We start from the raw sequence: 17355 nt of genomic DNA, 5'->3' as shown, positions 1-17355 counted from the left end.
ATAAATACGGAACGGATGTCAACCTGTTCATTGGCACCGTTCCGTATATTTATACCCTAAACCATCGTTCTATACCATAAGCTGCACAAAATTGTACATTTTCCGTGTCAGACAGCACCCTTAAGGTGTGTCAGTAGGAATTTACCACACCAGCTTGCCGAAATCGGCGAAGGCTTTGGAGTCGGCATCAATGGCCGCCAGCAACGCCAGACGGTTGGCGCGGATCTTCTCATCTTCAGCCATAACCATCACGGAATCGAAGAATCCGGTAACAGCATCCTTAAGTCCGGACAGAATCTTCAGAGCTTCCGCTGCATTTCTGGCACTCAGCGCTACCTGATATGGCGTGTGAATGGCCTGCCAGGTTTCATATAGCTTCCGTTCGGCTTCTTCCTGCAGCAAAGACGGCTCCACAGTAGCACCATTGTCTGCTTTGGCAGCCAAATTGCTAACCCGGGTCAGCGAATCGACGGTAACTTTGAAATCAGCCTGCCCGTTCACGGTATCCATAAGCGCACGGCTTCTGCCTACCACGTCCACGATATCATCGAAGCCTGCAGCAATGACCGCATCCACAACATCATAACGGACATTGTCGGATAACAGGCGTTTTACACGCAAACCGAAGAATTCGTAAAGGTTTATACGCAGGTCAGTGGCAAAATGTTTCTCTGAACGTAAATTTTCGTGAACCTCTACCGCTGTGTCGAAAATTTCCTGCAAAGTGATCGGCAGTTTATGCTCAAGCACCATCTGTACAATGCCTGCCGCCTGGCGGCGAAGCGCGTAAGGGTCCTGTGAGCCTGTCGGGATAATGCCAATGGAGAAGCAGCCGACAATGGTGTCGATTTTATCGGCAATGCTGACTACCAGACCTGCTTCTGTTGAAGGAACGGCGTCTCCGGCAAAACGCGGCTGATAGTGCTCAAAGATGCCTTTTGCAATCGTCTCGGATTCACCGGCTTTGCGCGCATAATCCTCACCCATCGTGCCTTGCAGCTCAGGGAATTCATAGACCATCTGGGTAACCAGATCGAATTTGCAAATATCGGCGGTCCGGCTTACCGCTGCGGCTGCAGTCTCGGACAGTGCAAGCTTAGATGCCAAACGGTCGGAAATTGCCCGTATCCGGCGAACCTTATCTCCGACAGAGCCCAGTTCTTCGTGATAAACGATAGTTTCCAGCTTCGCCAGCGCATCGCTGATCTGCAGCTTCTGGTCCTCTTCATAGAAGAACTTGGCATCCGACAAGCGGGCGCGCAGCACCTTCTCGTTCCCTTTGGCAATGACATCCAGCGATTCGGCATTCCCGTTGCGCACTGTGACGAAGAACGGCAGCAGCTTGCCTGATGCGTCAAAGACCGGGAAATAACGCTGATGCTCGCGCATCGAGGTGATCAGCACCTCCTGCGGGATATTGAGGAACGAAGGATCGAAGGTGCCAAATAGTACCGTTGGAGTTTCCACCAGGAATAATACCTCTTCCAGCAGATCTTCCTTGATGCCAATCGTCCAGCTTTTTTCTGCAGCCAGCTTGTTGATCTGGTTCAGAATCAGCTCTTCGCGTTCCTTCACATCCACCAGCACATGCTGGGTGCGCATTGTTTCCACATACTGCGCCGGCTCAGCAATGACCGCTTCCGTACCCAGGAACCGGTGTCCCCGGCTCACATTACCAGCTTTAACGCCGGTGATTTCCAGATCTACAATCTCTTGGCCGAATAGAGCAACCAGCCATCGGATCGGGCGCACAAACTTGAAATCATAAGCTCCCCAGCGCATATTTTTCGGAAAAGTCATCGAGCTGACGATTCCGTTCAGTCCCTCGGACAGAAGTGTGGAGGTTTCTACGCCGTCACTGTTTTTGGTGGCATAGATATATTCCACTCCAGCCAGCTCTTTGAATGTGAACTGCTCCGGTGACACCCCTTGGCTGCGGGCGAACCCGAGCGCCGCCTTACTCCATTCGCCGCTGGCATCCAGAGCGATTTTGCGTGACGGGCCTTTTACTTCTTCGCTGATATCTTCTTGTCTTTCGGCAGCATCCTTCACCAGCACCGAAAGACGGCGCGGCGTGGCATAGGCGGTAACTCCGCTATGGGTAATGCGTGAGCTTTCCAGCCACTTCTCCGTTTTGTCCTTCAACTGCTCCATCGCCGCACGGATAAACCGCGCAGGTATTTCTTCCAGACCAATCTCGAACAATAGATCCTTAGACACGGTCAGCACCTTCTTTCTTCAGCAGCGGGAAGCCGAGCTTCTCGCGTTCCTCGAGATATGTCGCCGCTACGGTACGGGCAAGATTGCGTACTCTTGTAATAAAGCCCGTGCGTTCGGTCACACTGATCGCTCCGCGCGCATCCAGAAGGTTGAAGGTATGCGAGCATTTCAGCACATAATCGTAAGCCGGGAATACCAGATGGCGTTCCATCGCTCTGCGTGCTTCTTCTTCGTAGGTGTTGAAGAGCGAGAACAGCATTTTAACATCCGATACTTCAAAGGTATATGTCGAGTGCTCCACCTCAGGCTGGTGAAAAACATCGCCGTAGGTCATGCCATCCACCCATTCCAGATCAAATACATTTTCCTTGTCCTGGATATAGGAAGCCAGCCGCTCCATCCCATATGTGATTTCCACGGCTACCGGATGGGTCTCAATTCCGCCGACCTGCTGGAAATAAGTAAACTGCGTAATTTCCATACCGTCGAGCCATACTTCCCAGCCAAGACCTGCGCAGCCCAGCGATGGATTCTCCCAGTTGTCTTCGACAAAACGGATATCATGCAGCAGCGGGTCCACGCCAAGCGCCTTCAGACTCTCCAGGTACAGCTCCTGGATATTGTCCGGTGAAGGTTTGATAATGACCTGGAACTGGTGATGCTGGTACAAGCGGTTCGGGTTCTCCCCGTAACGTCCGTCTGACGGGCGGCGTGAAGGCTCAACATAAGCAACCTTCCACGGCTCAGGTCCGAGCGAACGCAGGAATGTCATGGGATTCATCGTTCCCGCCCCTTTTTCCGTATCATACGGCTGGACGAGAATACAGTTCTGAGCGGACCAGAACTGCTGCAGCGTCAAAATCATCTGCTGAAAATTCATACTACCGTCTCCTTCGCTTTTACAAGTTAATCTTCGCCTCTTGCCATGAAACTTGGTACTGCTGCGCGATGGAGGCAGCCATTCTTCTATCCCTGCAGTGCCAGGCGCATACTATCCCACGTCCCCACCACATGGCAAAAAAACTCCCGCCCCCATGCCTGTTATACAGACATAGGGACGAGAGTCTGAAATATACTCCCGCGGTTCCACCCTACTTGATTCCGTCAGTAAATGACGAAATCCACTTTCATTCAGCCGCTTCCCGTGCTCCCGGGTGCCATGTTCATGAACGTTGTCCCGCCAGGCTTCCACTCTCCCCGGCTCGCTTAAGCGACAATGATGTTCACTACTTTCCCGATCGCTGCACGTTTCTCCATGTTAGGAGTCATCACGGCGCAACTATAAAAAGAAACTGAACCTATAGTAACGGATATTTCGCATTTCGTCAAATGTTGTATTTATCGAGCTGATCCAGGAAATTCTGCGATTTCAGCTTCAGCCCCAGTTGATGGTCCATAAAGGCCCGCATGATTTTCTTGAGTTCGGCCCGGGTCCCTTCCTTCACATCGACGCTGCCAAGCCGTGTCAGATCAAGCGCGGCGAACAAGCGCAGCAGCTTGAGCGCACGGGGCGACACCTCCATCGCCGGAGGGTCATTATGTCTGCAGCTGCGGCACAGCCCCCCGCCAAGGCGGGGGCTTAACCGCAGTTCCTCGTCAGGCTTATCCTGGCCGCAGACGATACAGGCATCAAGCTGCGGGCCGTAGCCTGCGGCCTGCAAAATTTTCATCTCAAATACATTGATGATGACACCGGGCTCCTTGTCTTCCTCCAGCGCATTCAAACAGGCTGCGAGCTGGCGAAACCAGAAGCTGCCGGTCTCCTCGTCATGCAGCACACGGTCAAGCAGCTCGCAGGCATAGGAAGCATACGCCGCCTTTACCAAATCCTCGCGCAGCGAATGGTGGGACTTTGCAATTTCACCGGCATTCAGTGTTCCAAGCCCCCCATTGTTGCGGAAAAACACAAATTCACCAACGGTGAACGGCTGGATCAGAGCAGCATGGCGGCTTTTGACCTTTTTGGCGCCACGCACAAGAACGCCTACTTTACCGGCGTTCTCGGTGCAAAGCGTAATGATCGCGTTCCCCTCACCATAGTCCATGCTGCGGATGACGATCCCTTCCACCCTGTATAACATGCCTCTTCCCCCAGCCACTCGGCAAGCAACCAGTCCTTATTGCGCTTCTTCATCAAGGGCCTTCTCTTCCTCCGCAAGCAGCACGCCGCTGCTCTCAAGCGGGCCTACAGCTTCTTTGTACAGCAGATAAGCATCGACATCTCCAGTCATTGCAAAATACTTCCACGAAAAATCTCGCATTCGTATTCATCCTTTCTTCGGAAACACGATGTCTCTTCAGAAATAGGATGTGCCATAGGCCAGGATCTATCCTTGCAATTCCTGCCAAGCAGAAGCGGGAAAATCAGGATGATTGTTGGCGGGAAGCCGATGCAGCCATATTTAGCAAGAAGCTGAAGAAGCGGAGGTTAAAGGTCCTTGTGGAAACCCAAATCACGCAGAACGCGTTCCTGATTGCGCCAGTCTTTTTTCACTTTTACCCACAGCTCCAGAAAAATCTTCGATCCCAGCAGGTTCTCGATATCCGTGCGGGCCCGTCTGCCGACTTCCTTGAGCATTGCGCCCTGCTTGCCGATAATGATCCCTTTCTGGGAATCGCGCTCGACAAAAATCACCGCAGACACGTGCACAACGCCGTTCTCCTCCACGCGCATGTCCTCGATAGCTACAGCGATGGAATGCGGCACCTCTTCACGGGTCAGATGCAGAATCTTCTCGCGGATCAGCTCCGCGCAGACGAATTGCTCCGGGTGATCGGTAATCTGATCGTCAGGATAATACTGCGGGCCTTCCGGCAGATACTTCACTACCTGGTCCAGCAGTGTGTTCACATTGCTGCCCAGCTTGGCCGAGATCGGTACAATCTCCGCAAACTTATGCAGCTTGTTGTATTCGGTAATCAGCGGGAGCAGCGCTTCCGGCTCAATTTTATCAATTTTGTTCAACACCAGAATGACCGGTGTCTTGGTTTCATTCAACTGCTCAGCAATGTAGCGGTCACCACCGCCCATGCCTTCGGATGCATCCACGAGGAACAGCACCGCTTCCACCTCATGCAGGGTGCTCATCGCCGTCTGATTCATGTAATCGCCCAGCTTGGACTGTCTTTTATGAATGCCCGGCGTGTCCAGGAATACAATCTGGGAGTTGTTCGCGGTGTATACACCGTGAATTTTGTTTCTGGTTGTCTGCGGCTTGTCCGACATGATGGCGATCTTCTGTCCAATCACCTGGTTCATGAGTGTCGATTTACCTACGTTCGGTCTGCCGATAATGGCGACAAACCCTGATTTGAATTTCATATGATCTTCCTTCCTACTTCCTTCTTGGAAACTTTTTAGAAACCTTCAAAAAACTTTTTGCCCGCTAAAGGCTTTTCGATCCCCCTAAATCCCCCTTAGCCAAGGGGGACCCCAAGGGCCCCGGCCCTCTGGACACCCGGAAATGGGCGTGAGTGCGGCTTTCGGCGCATGGGGGTTAAGGAAGAGGGAGGAGCGCTTACGTTCCCTGCGGGAACACGCTTGACGGTGGTGAAAAATCTAAATTTGTTAAAAACACAGTAGCGACACAGTGCGTCACCCTTAGTTAATTGTATTTTGTACAGTTATTCCGGCTTGAATCTACAACTTTGCTGGTTTAGCTGTATTTCGTGCAATTATTTTTGGCAATAGGGGCTGTTTTTGCAGCAATTAGCCAAAATAACTGCAGAAACTGCAATTAAATACTCTTATAGCCTAATAATTTGTGATTTAACTGTACGAAATACAATTAAGTCGGTCAGCATATGTGAGCATCAGCGGAGTTCAAACTATTCACTCAAGTAATCCGAATTTACTCAGGAGCCTGTCCCTGCTCCAGATCAGCCGGGCCAAAAGCGCCTGGCAAAAGTTCACGGACAGTAGTTTCCTGAACATCGCCTTTCAGGTTGCCGAGAATGACCTTCATATCGGGAGGGCACAGCTCCACCATCACTTGGCGGCATACGCCGCAAGGGGACACCGGGCCATCTGTGTCAGCAATGACAGCAATCGCCTTGAACGATCCAGCCTTGTGGCCGTCCGCAATAGCGCGGAACATGGCGGTCCGCTCGGCACAGTTCGTCGGGCCAAAAGCGGCATTCTCAACATTGCAGCCGTGATGAACATGGCCATCCTGGTCCAGCAACGCTGCGCCGACGCCAAAGCGGGAATAGGGTATATAGGCATTCGCCCGTGCTTTGATCGCTTCTTGTAGAAGTAGAGCAGAATCCATAGTTGTCCTCCTCAGAGTTTTGTTAGCATATACTTCTTCGATTCGCTTCGTACAAAACTTACTTCGGAAGCATACGCTTAGTTTTATGGAGCTACGCTCCTTGAATAAACTACGCAATAAAACTCGCTTCGTAAGCATAAGCTTAGTTTTGTTAGCATATACTTCTTCGATTTACATCGTACAAAACTTACTTCGAAAGCATACGCTTAGTTTTATGGAGCTATGCTCCTTGATTAAACTGCGTAATGAAACTCGCTTCGGCACGTAAAGACAATTAAAGACGGAGTGCAAAACGCAGGTCCGCCTCACCCACAAGTTGAAGTTGTAAACTGATTATGACATAAGTCCGGTGATCCAGTCCATCACGGGATGATAAAACACGTAGATTCCTACAATGACAGCAAACACCGCCGTAAGCAGTACGGCGCCTGCGGCGGTATCCTTGGCGGTCTTGGCCAGGGGATGAATATCCGGCGAGACCAGATCAATCGTCGCTTCAATCGCCGTATTCAGCAGCTCGGCGGTCAGAACGAGTGTTATAGCGAGCAGCAGCAGCATCCAACTGGGCGGCGGAAGCCTGAAGATGGCGGCAGCGGCAAGTACGAGTACAGCCATGCCGCAGTGCACCTTCATATTCAGCTCGGATTTGAACGCGGAGGCAATGCCTTGCGCCGCAAACCGAAAGGAGTGCCAGAACTTTTTGTGGCCCACTGCCGTATTCTTGACCATTAGCGAGTCAACCCGACCTGAGCCAGCACATGCTCCTGTTTCGCCATCATCTCCGCTTCGGAATCTGCATCCTGATGATCGTAGCCTAGCAGATGCAGGAACCCGTGAACAAACAGGAAGCCCAGCTCCCGTTCCAGGGAATGCCCATATTCCAGAGCCTGCTCCTGCGCCCGGGTCACCGAAATAATGATGTCTCCCAGCACATAAGGCATATCTTCCAGCTCTTCTCCGTCTTCGAGATCGTAAATAATTTCAAGCTCGTCTTCCCCGGATTCATTCATGGCAAAGGAAAGCACGTCCGTCGGACGGTCAATTCCCCGGTACTCCAGATTAAGCTCGTGGATGCGCTCATTGTTGACAAAAGTAAGGTCCACTTCACCTTCGTCAATCCCTTCGGCTTCTCCCGCTTTTTGCAGAATGCTCTCCAGCAGGGCGATCAATTCATCGCTTATATGATGTTCTTCCTGTTCGTTGCTCCACACGATTGCTAGGCTCATGTTGTTATAGCCCCTTCCTCTTTTTTCGGTTTCTTCACATCCTCGGGATATTCAATCCGTGAATGAAAAATGCCCATCACCGTTTCTTTCAGCGTCCGAGCAATGATATCCAGCTCCTTGATCGTCAGGTCGCACTCGTCGAATTGATGATCATCCAGCCGGCTTTTGATAATTTTCTCAATCATCGTCTCCACCTGCACGACTGTAGGCTTGCGGAGCGAACGTACCGCTGCTTCCACGCTGTCGGCGATTCCGACTACGGCCGCTTCCTTGGACTGCGCCTTCGGTCCGGGATACCGGAAATCCTCTTCGGTGAAGTCAGGCTCCACGCCCTTTTCTTCAGCAAGTGTCAATGCCTTATGATAAAAATAATGCAGGAACGTCGTGCCGTGATGCTGCTCGGCAATGTCGCGGATCGGCTTCGGCAGCTTGTACTCCTTCTGCATCTCTACTCCGTCCCGGGCATGGGCCACAATGATCGACTTGCTGAGCATCGGTTCTATCGAATCATGCGGATTCTCCATATTGTTCTGGTTCTCTATGAAATAAAAAGGCCGTTTCGTCTTGCCGATATCATGATAATAGGAGCCCACCCGGCAGAGCAGGCCATCCGCGCCTATCGCCTCCGCCGCCGCTTCCGACAGGTTGCCGACCATTACACTGTGATGATAGGTTCCCGGCGTTTCCGTGAGCAGCTTGCGCAGCAGGGGATGGTTGGGGTTCGACAGCTCCACCAGCTTCAGCGCTGACAGTATGCCGAAGGAAGCCTCGAAGAAAGGCATCAGCCCGATAACCAGCACTGCAGTCAGCAGACCACTGGCAAAGGAGAGGCCGATGGCATATAACGTCTGCGTCTCGTTCCAGTTGCCTCCGCCGAGTACGGTCAGCATAAAGACAGACACGCAGCCGAACAGGGATACCATAATTCCGCCTTTAAGGAGGGTGGAACGCTGTCCAGCACGGTGTGTGGCAAAAATGGCGACATAGCAAACGATAAGAGCAAAGAAGCCGAATTTAAAATCAAATATGGTATTCTGCTGCACATTCAGAATAATACTAGAAAGAACGCTGAATAAAATCGAGCAGAAATAGGCCAGGGTCATATCCAGCAGCATGGTTATCAGCATCGCGCCAATCGCTACCGGGGCCAGGAAACCAGCGTAAGACCGGGCATCCCCCTGCAGGAATGCAGCCAGCTGCAGCGTGATTATAGTAATTACAAATACCAGAACCAGCATCAGCAGCTGGGAATTATTATACTTGAAGCCCGATGTTCCACCCGTATAGCGAATGAACGTCAAAAGACCAAAGGACAGCAGTGCAGAGAGCAGCAGCAGGCCGAATTGCGGCCAGTAGTTGACCTCGTTGCTCAGCAGGCCATTTTCGTCGAGAAGGGCATACAGCTCCGGAGTAATCAGCTCGCCCTTGGCAACAAGCGGCTCACCCTGTTCAATATACACATCCGGTGTGTTCTCGCGGGCCTGCACCTTTGCTTCCTTGGTAGCTACCTCGTCATTGAACTTATTGCTTGTAATGACCAGCCGCACCAGTTCCTGAACGACCTCACGGGCGGTACGCTGGCTCAGCGAGCTGACGCTGACCTGTTCCGCCACCTTGGCGCGGGCAGTTTGAGCGTCCATAATCTGGTCATTCATCAGCTTGGTAACGATATCGCGGGCAACCGGCTTCATCTCAATGATATCCTGAGAGGTCAGACGCGGTATTTTGATATAAGTCTCATCCGGAATAACATAGGTCTGGTCCTTGATGACCTTCTGCATCTCATCCAGCAGCGTATCGGAATAAGTCCCGGCACTTCGGCTGGAGGTCACGAAATTCAAGATAAAATCATTGGCCCGCTGGGGGATTTCCTCCCGGTATATGGCGGTCTTGTCGCTTTGCGAGATTAAATCATCCTGGTTCAGCCGGTCAATCCGGTCCAGTAAAGAGGTTATCAGATTATCCGCCCTAAGCGGAATGATCGTATAGCGGTTGGTCACATTCTCAGCCGCTTCTTCCTGAGCCTTCAGCGTGGCTTTGGTGTCCAGGATTTTCTTGGGGGCTGTGATCTCCTTGGCGCTGTGGGTACCCTCTTTGATATCGTACTTCTTGGGTACCAGGTCTGATGACAGGCTGAAGTAGAAAATAAGCCCCAATAACAGGAAAAGAGCATAGCGCGTAGCCGCGCTATACTTCCAGCCGTTGTTGCTGTATACAAATCCGCTTAATTTTGTTGGTTGCTTTGAGGCCATGAAGACAGTCCCCTTTTTTATTCGAGGTTTTCGGCAGAGCGTTCATAGGCGACAATAATTTTCTGCACTAGGGAATGCCGTACTACATCCTGTTCTGCAAAATAAACAAATCCCAGCTCTTCAATACCGGATAAAATCGCTTTGGCTTCGATCAGGCCGGATTTTTTGCCGCGCGGCAGGTCTATTTGGGTAACATCGCCCGTAATGACCATTTTGGAGCCGAAGCCAAGGCGGGTCAGGAACATTTTCATTTGCTCGGGTGTTGTATTCTGCGCTTCATCCAGGATGATGAAAGAATCATCCAGCGTGCGTCCCCGCATATAGGCGAGCGGCGCGATTTCAATCAGCCCCCGCTCAAGCGCCTTGGCGACCTGATCAGGCCCCATAACGTCGTATAAGGCGTCATAGAGCGGACGAAGGTATGGATCGACCTTTTCCTGCAAATCCCCCGGGAGGAAGCCCAGGCTCTCTCCTGCTTCCACTGCCGGACGCGTAAGCACAATACGCTTGACGGAGCCTTCCTTAAGCGCGGTAACCGCAAGCACAACGGCCAGATAGGTTTTACCGGTACCGGCGGGGCCGATGCCGAAGACAATATCACGCTTCTTAATGGTGGTTACATAATGCTTCTGTCCAATGGTTTTGACGCGGATTGGCTTGCCGCGGAAGGTAGTCGTGATTTCACCCTTAAACAGATCAAGCAGCTGGTCGGCACGGAAATCCTTGGCCAGTTCGACCGCATACTGCACATCGCGCTCACTGAGTATGTAACCGCTGCGAATCAGCGACAGCAGCACGCCAAACAGCTGTTCCAGCATGTCCACTTCCCGTTCCGCTCCACGTATCGTAATTTCGGCTTCACGCGAGTCAATAACCGCCGGAATTTCACTTTCGATCATTTTCAGAAATCCATCCTGCGGGCCGAACAGGGATTGCGCTTCTCCCGCATTTTGCAAAGCTATACGAATGCTTGAAGTCTGTTCTGCCAAGTAGCCTCATTCTCCTCAGTTGTTTACTATCGGAAGTTCCTCCGCAATTCTCTCTTCCACTTCAAAGAGCACTTTCATATAAACTTTACCATTGTCTTTCTTCTCATGCAAAATTTTTTGACTTTTTATGGTGCTGTCTGTGCCGTACCGGGCAAAAATATCATTTTTCGCCCGCGTAATCCCCTCTTCCTGTGCGGCCTCCGGCGTCAAGGTTTCAGTGGTGCTTTTGACCTCCATCTCCTTCTCGGTCATCACTCCCAGCGGAAGCTGGAAGGTGCGCCAGGTCAGCGGATCATGCTCCGTAAGCGTCCGTGATTCCGCAAAATCCGATTCGCCGTAGCCCCACAACTGGATCGCCCATTTGCCCAGCACCAGGTAGGTCCGGTCCTTTCTCTCACCCGTGAAAGAGCTGCCGGTTGTTTTCAGCGGAACCTCTATATTGTATTCATGCCAGACCAGGCCTTTAACCTCGCCTTTGGCAACCACATATTGCGAGTTCCCTTCGTCTCCGATCATACCGGAGATCAGAATTTGCCCTTTTTTAACCCGGGTATTGCGGCTTACTACCGGCCTGCCCTGCTCGGCATAGATTTCAGTCACAACCGCATCGGTTCTGCTGACCAGATGGCGCTTGCTGAGCAGCGGTCTGTTCTCCGCCTGGTCAGATTCAACCACCTGAATCGTAACGCTCGTCCCCGTCCGCGACACCCCGACCCAGGATACGCCCGGCAGCCCGGAGTTCAGCTTCTTGGAGAGCTTGTCCGGATCATCCATGCGCCAAATCCATTGAAACGGATAGATTCCCTCCCGGCGTGCGGCATCCAGAATATCCTCGGACGCGAGGCGGTTGTTCCCTTCGATCTTGACCGTCCATACCATCGAGCACAGCAGCAGCAGCGCAGCTCCGAACAGCAATATCCCCGCGCCAAAAAACTTCCGTTTCCACAGACGCGCCGCCTTGAACGGCAGCCCGTTCCTGCCTGTGACATGCATGCGGCAGCCTGTCTTTTTCAAGAGCGGCCGAAGGGCAAAAAAGTCATCCAGCAGCAGGCTCAGGGAAGCGCCGTTCCCGGCAGGCCTCACATCCCAGATGACGATGCCCGCTTCGGTTACAGCGTTAATAAACTTTTCCACCTGCGGTCCCGTCACATGCAGTGTAACGAACCCCCGCAGTGATGACAGAGGCGGCTGCTTCATGAATTCTCCTCGCTTCCCTTATATCTGATTTCTCTGACAATGCCTTCTACGGCCAGCTCCTGGCCCAAAATATTGCGGATCACAAGTCCTTCGCCGGCAATCTCCAGCGAGCCTTTCACTAACGCGAGCCTTAGCTGCTCGGAGGAAAAATGCAGCACGCCGCGATGGTTCTCGATATACAGCTCCTTATTGCCGATCAGGGTGATACGGGGCAGCTCCTCCAGCACATCCTGCGGAAGATCCAGCATCCCGTTTGTCCATCCCCGCAGCCTGCGGCCAATACGGGTCATAAGTAGACTTCTCCCCCTTCCTGCCTTCTGTACACCTTATGCGGGAACGCTTTTTTTTATGAGAGGAACTCACATCATAGCTCACTGCCGCAACAAAAAAAGCCCCTGAACTCCTGATCAGGAGTCCAAAGGCTTGCAATCATCCCGCTTATATTCTGAACTGCACAGGCTTATCTGCGTGAGGAATGGGGCTGCTTGGAGCGGGGAGGGCCAAGAATCTCCGCCCACACCAGCCCCGTGCGCAGCGCTTCACGCCCGCCTGCAAGCTTTGGCGGGCCAGCCGCCGCTGCCGCCGAAGCGGCTTCAGTCTCGGCTCCGGTGCTTGACGGCACTGCGGCCGCTGCTCCATCAAACCGGGCCTGCAGCCGCTCCAGCTCCCGCTGCATTCGCTCTGAGCGCGCCCGGACTCCGTCTTCCTCCCCGGATTGCTCCAAAGACAATCCTTCTCCGGTTTCATAATCGGGAGAAGGGGACTCGGGCGCATCCGGCCAGGCTGGAGATGCGTCATATTCGCTCTCCGGCGCAGGCGGCGCTGGCCGGCTTGGAAAGCTGTCACCGGGAGCAGGAAAGCCGCTGCTGTCCCGGGCAGGGCGCATTGCCTCCGGCTGCCGTTCAACGGGCCGGACCCGGCGAGGGGAGCCATCCCCTCCGCCAAACGTCGGCATGCCTCCGCCCGGAGCGCCTTTGCCCTTATTTTTGACCGCTTTGTTCACACTGGAGATGATCGCGACGATAATTACCACCGCTACATAAATTAAGCTGCCCATGGGAATTCACATCCCTTTATTTATTGGTTGGACGGCTGCCATCCTCACCGTCGCCCATTTTGCCGAGCGAACCGCGCATTTGTGTGTCGGCTTCAATATTTTTGAGATTCATATAGTCCATGACACCAAGCTTGCCGGAGCGCAGCGCTTCTGCCATAGCCAGCGGCACCTGGGATTCGGATTCGACCACCAGCGCCTTCATCTCAACGACACGGGCCTTCATTTCCTGCTCATGGGCAACAGCCATCGCTCTGCGTTCCTCCGCTTTGGCCTGGGCAATGCGTTTGTCCGCCTCAGCCTGTTCGGTCTGCAGATAAGCTCCGATATTCTTGCCCACATCAACGTCGGCAATATCAATCGACAGAATTTCAAAAGCCGTACCGGAGTCAAGCCCCTTGGACAGCACGGTCCGCGAGATCGAATCAGGATTCTCCAGCACATCTTTATGGGAGCTGCTTGAACCTACTGTAGTTACAATCCCCTCGCCAACACGGGCGATAATCGTTTCTTCGCCTGCACCGCCGACGAGACGGTCAATATTGGCCCGGACGGTTACTCTCGCCTTTACCTTAACCTCGATGCCGTTCTTGGCTACAGCGGCGACAACCGGGGTCTCAATCACCCGGGGATTGACGCTCATCTGCACCGCCAGCAGCACATCACGTCCGGCAAGATCAATCGCAGCGGCGCGTGTGAACTCAAGCGGAATATCCGCACGCTGTGCAGCGATCAGCGCATTAACAACCCGGTCCACGTTACCGCCTGCCAGGTAGTGGCTTTCGAGCTGGTTAATGCTAAGTCCCAGCCCCGCCTTCGTCGCTTTGATCAGCGGATTGACGATCCGGCTCGGCGTAACCCGCCGCAGTCTCATCGCCACCAGCGTGATAATGCTGATTCTAACACCGGACGCCCACGCGGATACCCACAGCATTACCGGGAAGAAACTGAAGAACACGCTCAGCACAATGATCACAACAACCGCGATCAGCAAAAATGTAATTATAGAAGCTTGACCCATATTATTCATCCTCCGTTACCCTTTTAAAATCCATTAATTCTCCGCTTCCTTCACAACGACACGTCCGCCTTCGACCTTCACAACGGAAATGGACATGCCCGCGCTGATAAAGCTGCCTTCCGTAACCACATCCACGCGTTCACCGCCCACCATAGCCGTTCCGGCTGGACGAAGCGGCGTAAGGCTGACTCCCATAGAGCCGATCAGATCCAGCTTCTCCAGCACAGGCACAAAGCCCTGCTCCTTAGTTAAGCTGTCCTGCAAAATAAACCGGTTCCAGATGCCCCGCTCCTTGAAAGTGACGGCTACAATAATAATCACCACTGCCGCTGCTGCAAAAGCGATGCCTAGACTGAACAAAGCATGCGTATAGCTGTAAGCAGCCCGTACAACACCCGCTACAAGGCTGACTGACCCCAACAGCCCCAGAATACCGAAGCTTGGGACGAACAGCTCCAGCACAAGCATGACCAGGCCCAGGATGAACAGCAGCCAGGTCTCCGCACCGGCAAAACCCGCCACATAGTTGCCGAAAAAATAGAGGGCAAAGGCCAGTGTACCTATAATGCCCGGAGCGCCAAATCCCGGCACCAGCAATTCAATGACAATTCCTGCGATCCCGACGAAGAGCAGAATCGTCATAATAATCGGATTTGTCAGAAAATGCGACATTTTTTCCGCACCGGTATGCTCCACGCGAAAAATGTCGGCAGTGGAATACCCAAGCCAAGTAATCGCCTCTTCCGGCGTGCTTGCAATGCTGTCCGCATATCCGGCTTTGAGCGCTTCGCTGCTGCTGAGCGCGATAATCTGCCCCTTCGACTTGCTCACACCAAGCTCAGGCTTGTTGACACTAAGATTGACATCCATCATTCCGGCAGCAATTTCAGGATCACGTCCATTCAGCGAAGCTGCGCCAACCATTTTGGATTTCCAGTAGGATACCATCTTGGCGTCGTTTACGCTTTTTCCACTGCCATCTACGAGCGAAGCCGCACCGATCATGCTGCCGGGCTTCATGATGATGCTGCCCGCATTCAGCGCTATGTAACTGCCGGCGGAAGCGGCATCGCCTTTAATATAGGCAGCGGTCGGGATTTTACTGTCCCTTACCAGCGTGCCGATTTGCTCGGCGGAATTGACAAGTCCGCCCGGTGTATCAATCTCCAGCACAATCAGAACCGCCCCGTAATTGGCCGCCTCCTGAAATCCCCGCTCCAGAAAGCTCTGCAGCCCCCGCTCAATCTCCTGGTCAACCGGAATGATAAATACCGGACCGCTTTTGGTCTCACCGGCGGCTGCTCCCGGTGCGCGCGGCGGAGTGTTATCTGCGCTTGCTGTTCCGGGCAAAGGCACAAAAAGCAGCAGCAGCAAAAGGACAGAGATGGCTGCCACAGCTATTTTTCGAAATCTGTTCAAGCTTTAACCCCCTTTCCTTAGCATATCTCCAATTCTTAATGCTTAGTACGCCTATTATGTAAAGGAGTTTCAAAAAACGATATAATGAAAAACACCCCTTATCAAAGGGGTGCTAGCGTTATATTATTGCAGAAATTGCTGAACCGCCTGGTTCACAAGTTTACCATCGGCGCGACCCTTTACCTTAGGCATCAGTGCGCTCATCACCTTACCCATTTCACTTTTCGAAGAAGCACCGGTTTCCTGGATGGTCTGCTGTACAATTACTTTAATTTCTTCTTCGGAAAGCTGTTCAGGAAGGTATTTAATGATAATCTCGATTTCTGCCTTCGTACTCGCGGCAAGCTCGTCGCGACCCGCTGATTCAAATTCTTGGAGGGCATCTTTGCGCTGTTTGATTTCACGACTAAGGATATCAAGCACTTCGTTGTCGTCTAATGTTCTCTTCAAATCTATTTCAAGATACTTTATTGTAGAACGAACCATTCGAATCGTGGAGAGTGTGAACTTGTCCTTACTCTTCATCGCTTGCTTCATATCTTCGTTCAATCGTTCGCTAAGATTCATGCTTGGGTAATCCTCCTAAAACTTTCTCTTACGAGCAGCCTCAGACTTCTTCTTGCGCTTTACGCTTGGCTTTTCATAATGCTTGCGTTTCTTCACCTCAGCCAAGACACCATCTTTAGCAATGGAACGTTTAAAGCGACGAAGTGCAGCATCAATTGTCTCGTTTTTACGAACTTTCGTTTCAGACACCAGTTTTCCCTCCCTCCGACCAGACCGTCCAAGAGCATAACAACACGGTTCATCAAATTTCATTATAGGTCAAAGCGAAATATGGTGTCAACCTTCGTGTCATTCTTTTTTTGGGCTGGCGCTTCCGTATTAAAAATCTGTTACGCGTGAGATGTCGAGGTCCCGACGAGGGCGCCCAATTTGGCTCCGCCAAGCAAGTGATAATGAAGATGAGGCACGGCTTGTCCGCTGTCCGGTCCACAGTTGTTAATCAGTCTGTACCCGCTCTCGGAAATCCCCAGCTCCACCGCAATTTGCTGCGCCACAGCGTGAATCTCTGCGATCAGCGGCAGATCCTCAGGTGTGACATCTTTCATGGAAGCGATGTATTTCTTCGGGATGATCAGCACATGCACCGGAGCGGCAGGCTCAATGTCATAAAACGCCAGAATCCGCTCATTCTCAAACACTTTCTTGGATGGGATTGATCCTTCAATGATTTTGCTAAACACAGTTTCCATAGGGACTTCCTCCTATAATTTGTTAGCTGCTGTCCTGGGATTCATTATGTAACTAATCATACAGGATAATTCCGGATTGGGAAAGCCGCGGGCAGCAGTCATTGGGGCAGCCGTTAACGGGACAGCAGATGTGAGGACTGTGGGTAGTCTTTACCGGGCTGTATCAGGTACAGAATAAAGTACAGAGTGAGGTGCAGAACCAGGTACAGAGATAGGTACAGACTCACTTTGGAGAGGATATTGTGTTCTATGCTCCAGCAGCAATTGTATCTGATACAGCAGGTGCAGCTGAGAGAAGCGGCACTTTTTCCGTTTATTTTGATCCAGGCATTCCAAAGTGCATATAAAAAAAGACAAAAAAAAGAAACACCCTTCACAGCTCAGAAAGCTGATTCGGCGGCGGACGTATGAAAAGGAGAGAATTCCCGGTCATACGTCCGCCGAGGTGTT

At 52.2% G+C, this 17355-nt stretch carries 19 protein-coding genes; 1 reads left to right on the top strand and 18 read right to left on the bottom strand.

The genetic code is table 11. The features are described 5' to 3' along the window. Positions 1 to 141: 141 nt before the first annotated feature. The 18 genes from glyS to AC0LWN_RS16525 all read right to left on the bottom strand — a co-directional run bounded on the left by glyS (position 142) and on the right by AC0LWN_RS16525 (position 16905). A complete protein-coding gene (glyS, locus tag AC0LWN_RS16610; RefSeq protein ID WP_474667165.1) occupies positions 142 to 2220 on the bottom strand; it encodes a glycine--tRNA ligase subunit beta in 2079 nt (692 codons plus the stop codon). Further along, on the bottom strand, positions 2213 to 3100 hold the full coding sequence (gene glyQ / locus AC0LWN_RS16605; protein WP_019909259.1) for a glycine--tRNA ligase subunit alpha: 888 nt from the start codon (positions 3098 to 3100) through the stop codon (positions 2213 to 2215). Before glyQ ends, glyS begins: the two co-directional genes overlap by 8 nt. A 445-nt stretch (positions 3101 to 3545) precedes the next feature. Then, entirely contained in the window at positions 3546 to 4301 is a 756-nt protein-coding gene (gene recO / locus AC0LWN_RS16600) for a DNA repair protein RecO (protein ID WP_474667163.1), read from the bottom strand. Positions 4302 to 4337: 36 nt separating this feature from the next. Next, a complete protein-coding gene (locus AC0LWN_RS16595; protein ID WP_474667161.1) occupies positions 4338 to 4481 on the bottom strand; it encodes a YqzL family protein in 144 nt (47 codons plus the stop codon). Between the two features lie 167 nt (positions 4482 to 4648). After that, entirely contained in the window at positions 4649 to 5542 is an 894-nt protein-coding gene (gene era / locus AC0LWN_RS16590; protein WP_474667159.1) for a GTPase Era, read from the bottom strand. Between the two features lie 529 nt (positions 5543 to 6071). Further along, positions 6072 to 6491: a cytidine deaminase gene (gene cdd, locus AC0LWN_RS16585; RefSeq protein ID WP_474667157.1), complete on the bottom strand. Its 420-nt coding sequence runs from the start codon at positions 6489 to 6491 to the stop codon at positions 6072 to 6074. Between the two features lie 333 nt (positions 6492 to 6824). Then, positions 6825 to 7220, bottom strand: coding sequence for a diacylglycerol kinase family protein (locus AC0LWN_RS16580; RefSeq protein WP_474667155.1), 396 nt, complete (start codon positions 7218 to 7220; stop codon positions 6825 to 6827). Further along, positions 7220 to 7717, bottom strand: coding sequence for an rRNA maturation RNase YbeY (gene ybeY / locus AC0LWN_RS16575; RefSeq protein ID WP_458963711.1), 498 nt, complete (start codon positions 7715 to 7717; stop codon positions 7220 to 7222). Before ybeY ends, AC0LWN_RS16580 begins: the two co-directional genes overlap by 1 nt. Next, complete coding sequence (locus AC0LWN_RS16570; protein ID WP_474667152.1) at positions 7714 to 9969, bottom strand: HD family phosphohydrolase; 2256 nt, start codon at positions 9967 to 9969, stop codon at positions 7714 to 7716. The genes ybeY and AC0LWN_RS16570 overlap by 4 nt, the downstream gene beginning before the upstream one ends. A 17-nt stretch (positions 9970 to 9986) precedes the next feature. Continuing rightward, positions 9987 to 10958 (bottom strand): PhoH family protein, encoded by a 972-nt coding sequence (locus AC0LWN_RS16565; RefSeq protein WP_458963713.1) that lies wholly within the window; start codon positions 10956 to 10958, stop codon positions 9987 to 9989. 15 nt (positions 10959 to 10973) lie between these two features. Continuing rightward, complete coding sequence (gene yqfD / locus AC0LWN_RS16560; RefSeq protein WP_474667150.1) at positions 10974 to 12155, bottom strand: sporulation protein YqfD; 1182 nt, start codon at positions 12153 to 12155, stop codon at positions 10974 to 10976. Further along, positions 12152 to 12445 carry a sporulation protein YqfC gene (gene yqfC / locus AC0LWN_RS16555; RefSeq protein ID WP_458963715.1) on the bottom strand — a complete coding sequence of 98 codons (294 nt, stop codon included), beginning with the start codon at positions 12443 to 12445 and terminating at the stop codon, positions 12152 to 12154. Before yqfC ends, yqfD begins: the two co-directional genes overlap by 4 nt. A 170-nt stretch (positions 12446 to 12615) precedes the next feature. Further along, entirely contained in the window at positions 12616 to 13212 is a 597-nt protein-coding gene (locus AC0LWN_RS16550) for a hypothetical protein (RefSeq protein WP_474667147.1), read from the bottom strand. A 16-nt stretch (positions 13213 to 13228) separates the two neighbouring features. Continuing rightward, positions 13229 to 14230, bottom strand: a complete 1002-nt coding sequence (floA, locus tag AC0LWN_RS16545; protein ID WP_458963717.1) for a flotillin-like protein FloA — start codon at positions 14228 to 14230, stop codon at positions 13229 to 13231. A 33-nt stretch (positions 14231 to 14263) separates the two neighbouring features. Then, positions 14264 to 15595 carry an NfeD family protein gene (locus AC0LWN_RS16540; RefSeq protein WP_474667478.1) on the bottom strand — a complete coding sequence of 444 codons (1332 nt, stop codon included), beginning with the start codon at positions 15593 to 15595 and terminating at the stop codon, positions 14264 to 14266. A gap of 177 nt (positions 15596 to 15772) precedes the next feature. After that, the gene (locus AC0LWN_RS16535; RefSeq protein ID WP_019909242.1) at positions 15773 to 16216 is read right to left on the bottom strand and encodes a GatB/YqeY domain-containing protein; all 444 of its coding nucleotides are present in this window, start codon (positions 16214 to 16216) and stop codon (positions 15773 to 15775) included. A gap of 15 nt (positions 16217 to 16231) precedes the next feature. Then, positions 16232 to 16405 carry a 30S ribosomal protein S21 gene (gene rpsU / locus AC0LWN_RS16530; protein WP_005547957.1) on the bottom strand — a complete coding sequence of 58 codons (174 nt, stop codon included), beginning with the start codon at positions 16403 to 16405 and terminating at the stop codon, positions 16232 to 16234. A 140-nt stretch (positions 16406 to 16545) separates the two neighbouring features. Continuing rightward, positions 16546 to 16905 carry a histidine triad nucleotide-binding protein gene (locus AC0LWN_RS16525; RefSeq protein WP_458963719.1) on the bottom strand — a complete coding sequence of 120 codons (360 nt, stop codon included), beginning with the start codon at positions 16903 to 16905 and terminating at the stop codon, positions 16546 to 16548. 249 nt (positions 16906 to 17154) lie between these two features. On the opposite strand from AC0LWN_RS16525, the gene AC0LWN_RS16520 reads away from it, so the two are divergent. Beyond that, positions 17155 to 17316, top strand: a complete 162-nt coding sequence (locus AC0LWN_RS16520; RefSeq protein WP_474667144.1) for a hypothetical protein — start codon at positions 17155 to 17157, stop codon at positions 17314 to 17316. Positions 17317 to 17355: the final 39 nt, after the last annotated feature.

Source organism: Paenibacillus sp. sgz302115 (genome assembly GCF_056120445.1).
This window is presented reverse-complemented; position numbering and strand designations above follow the sequence as displayed.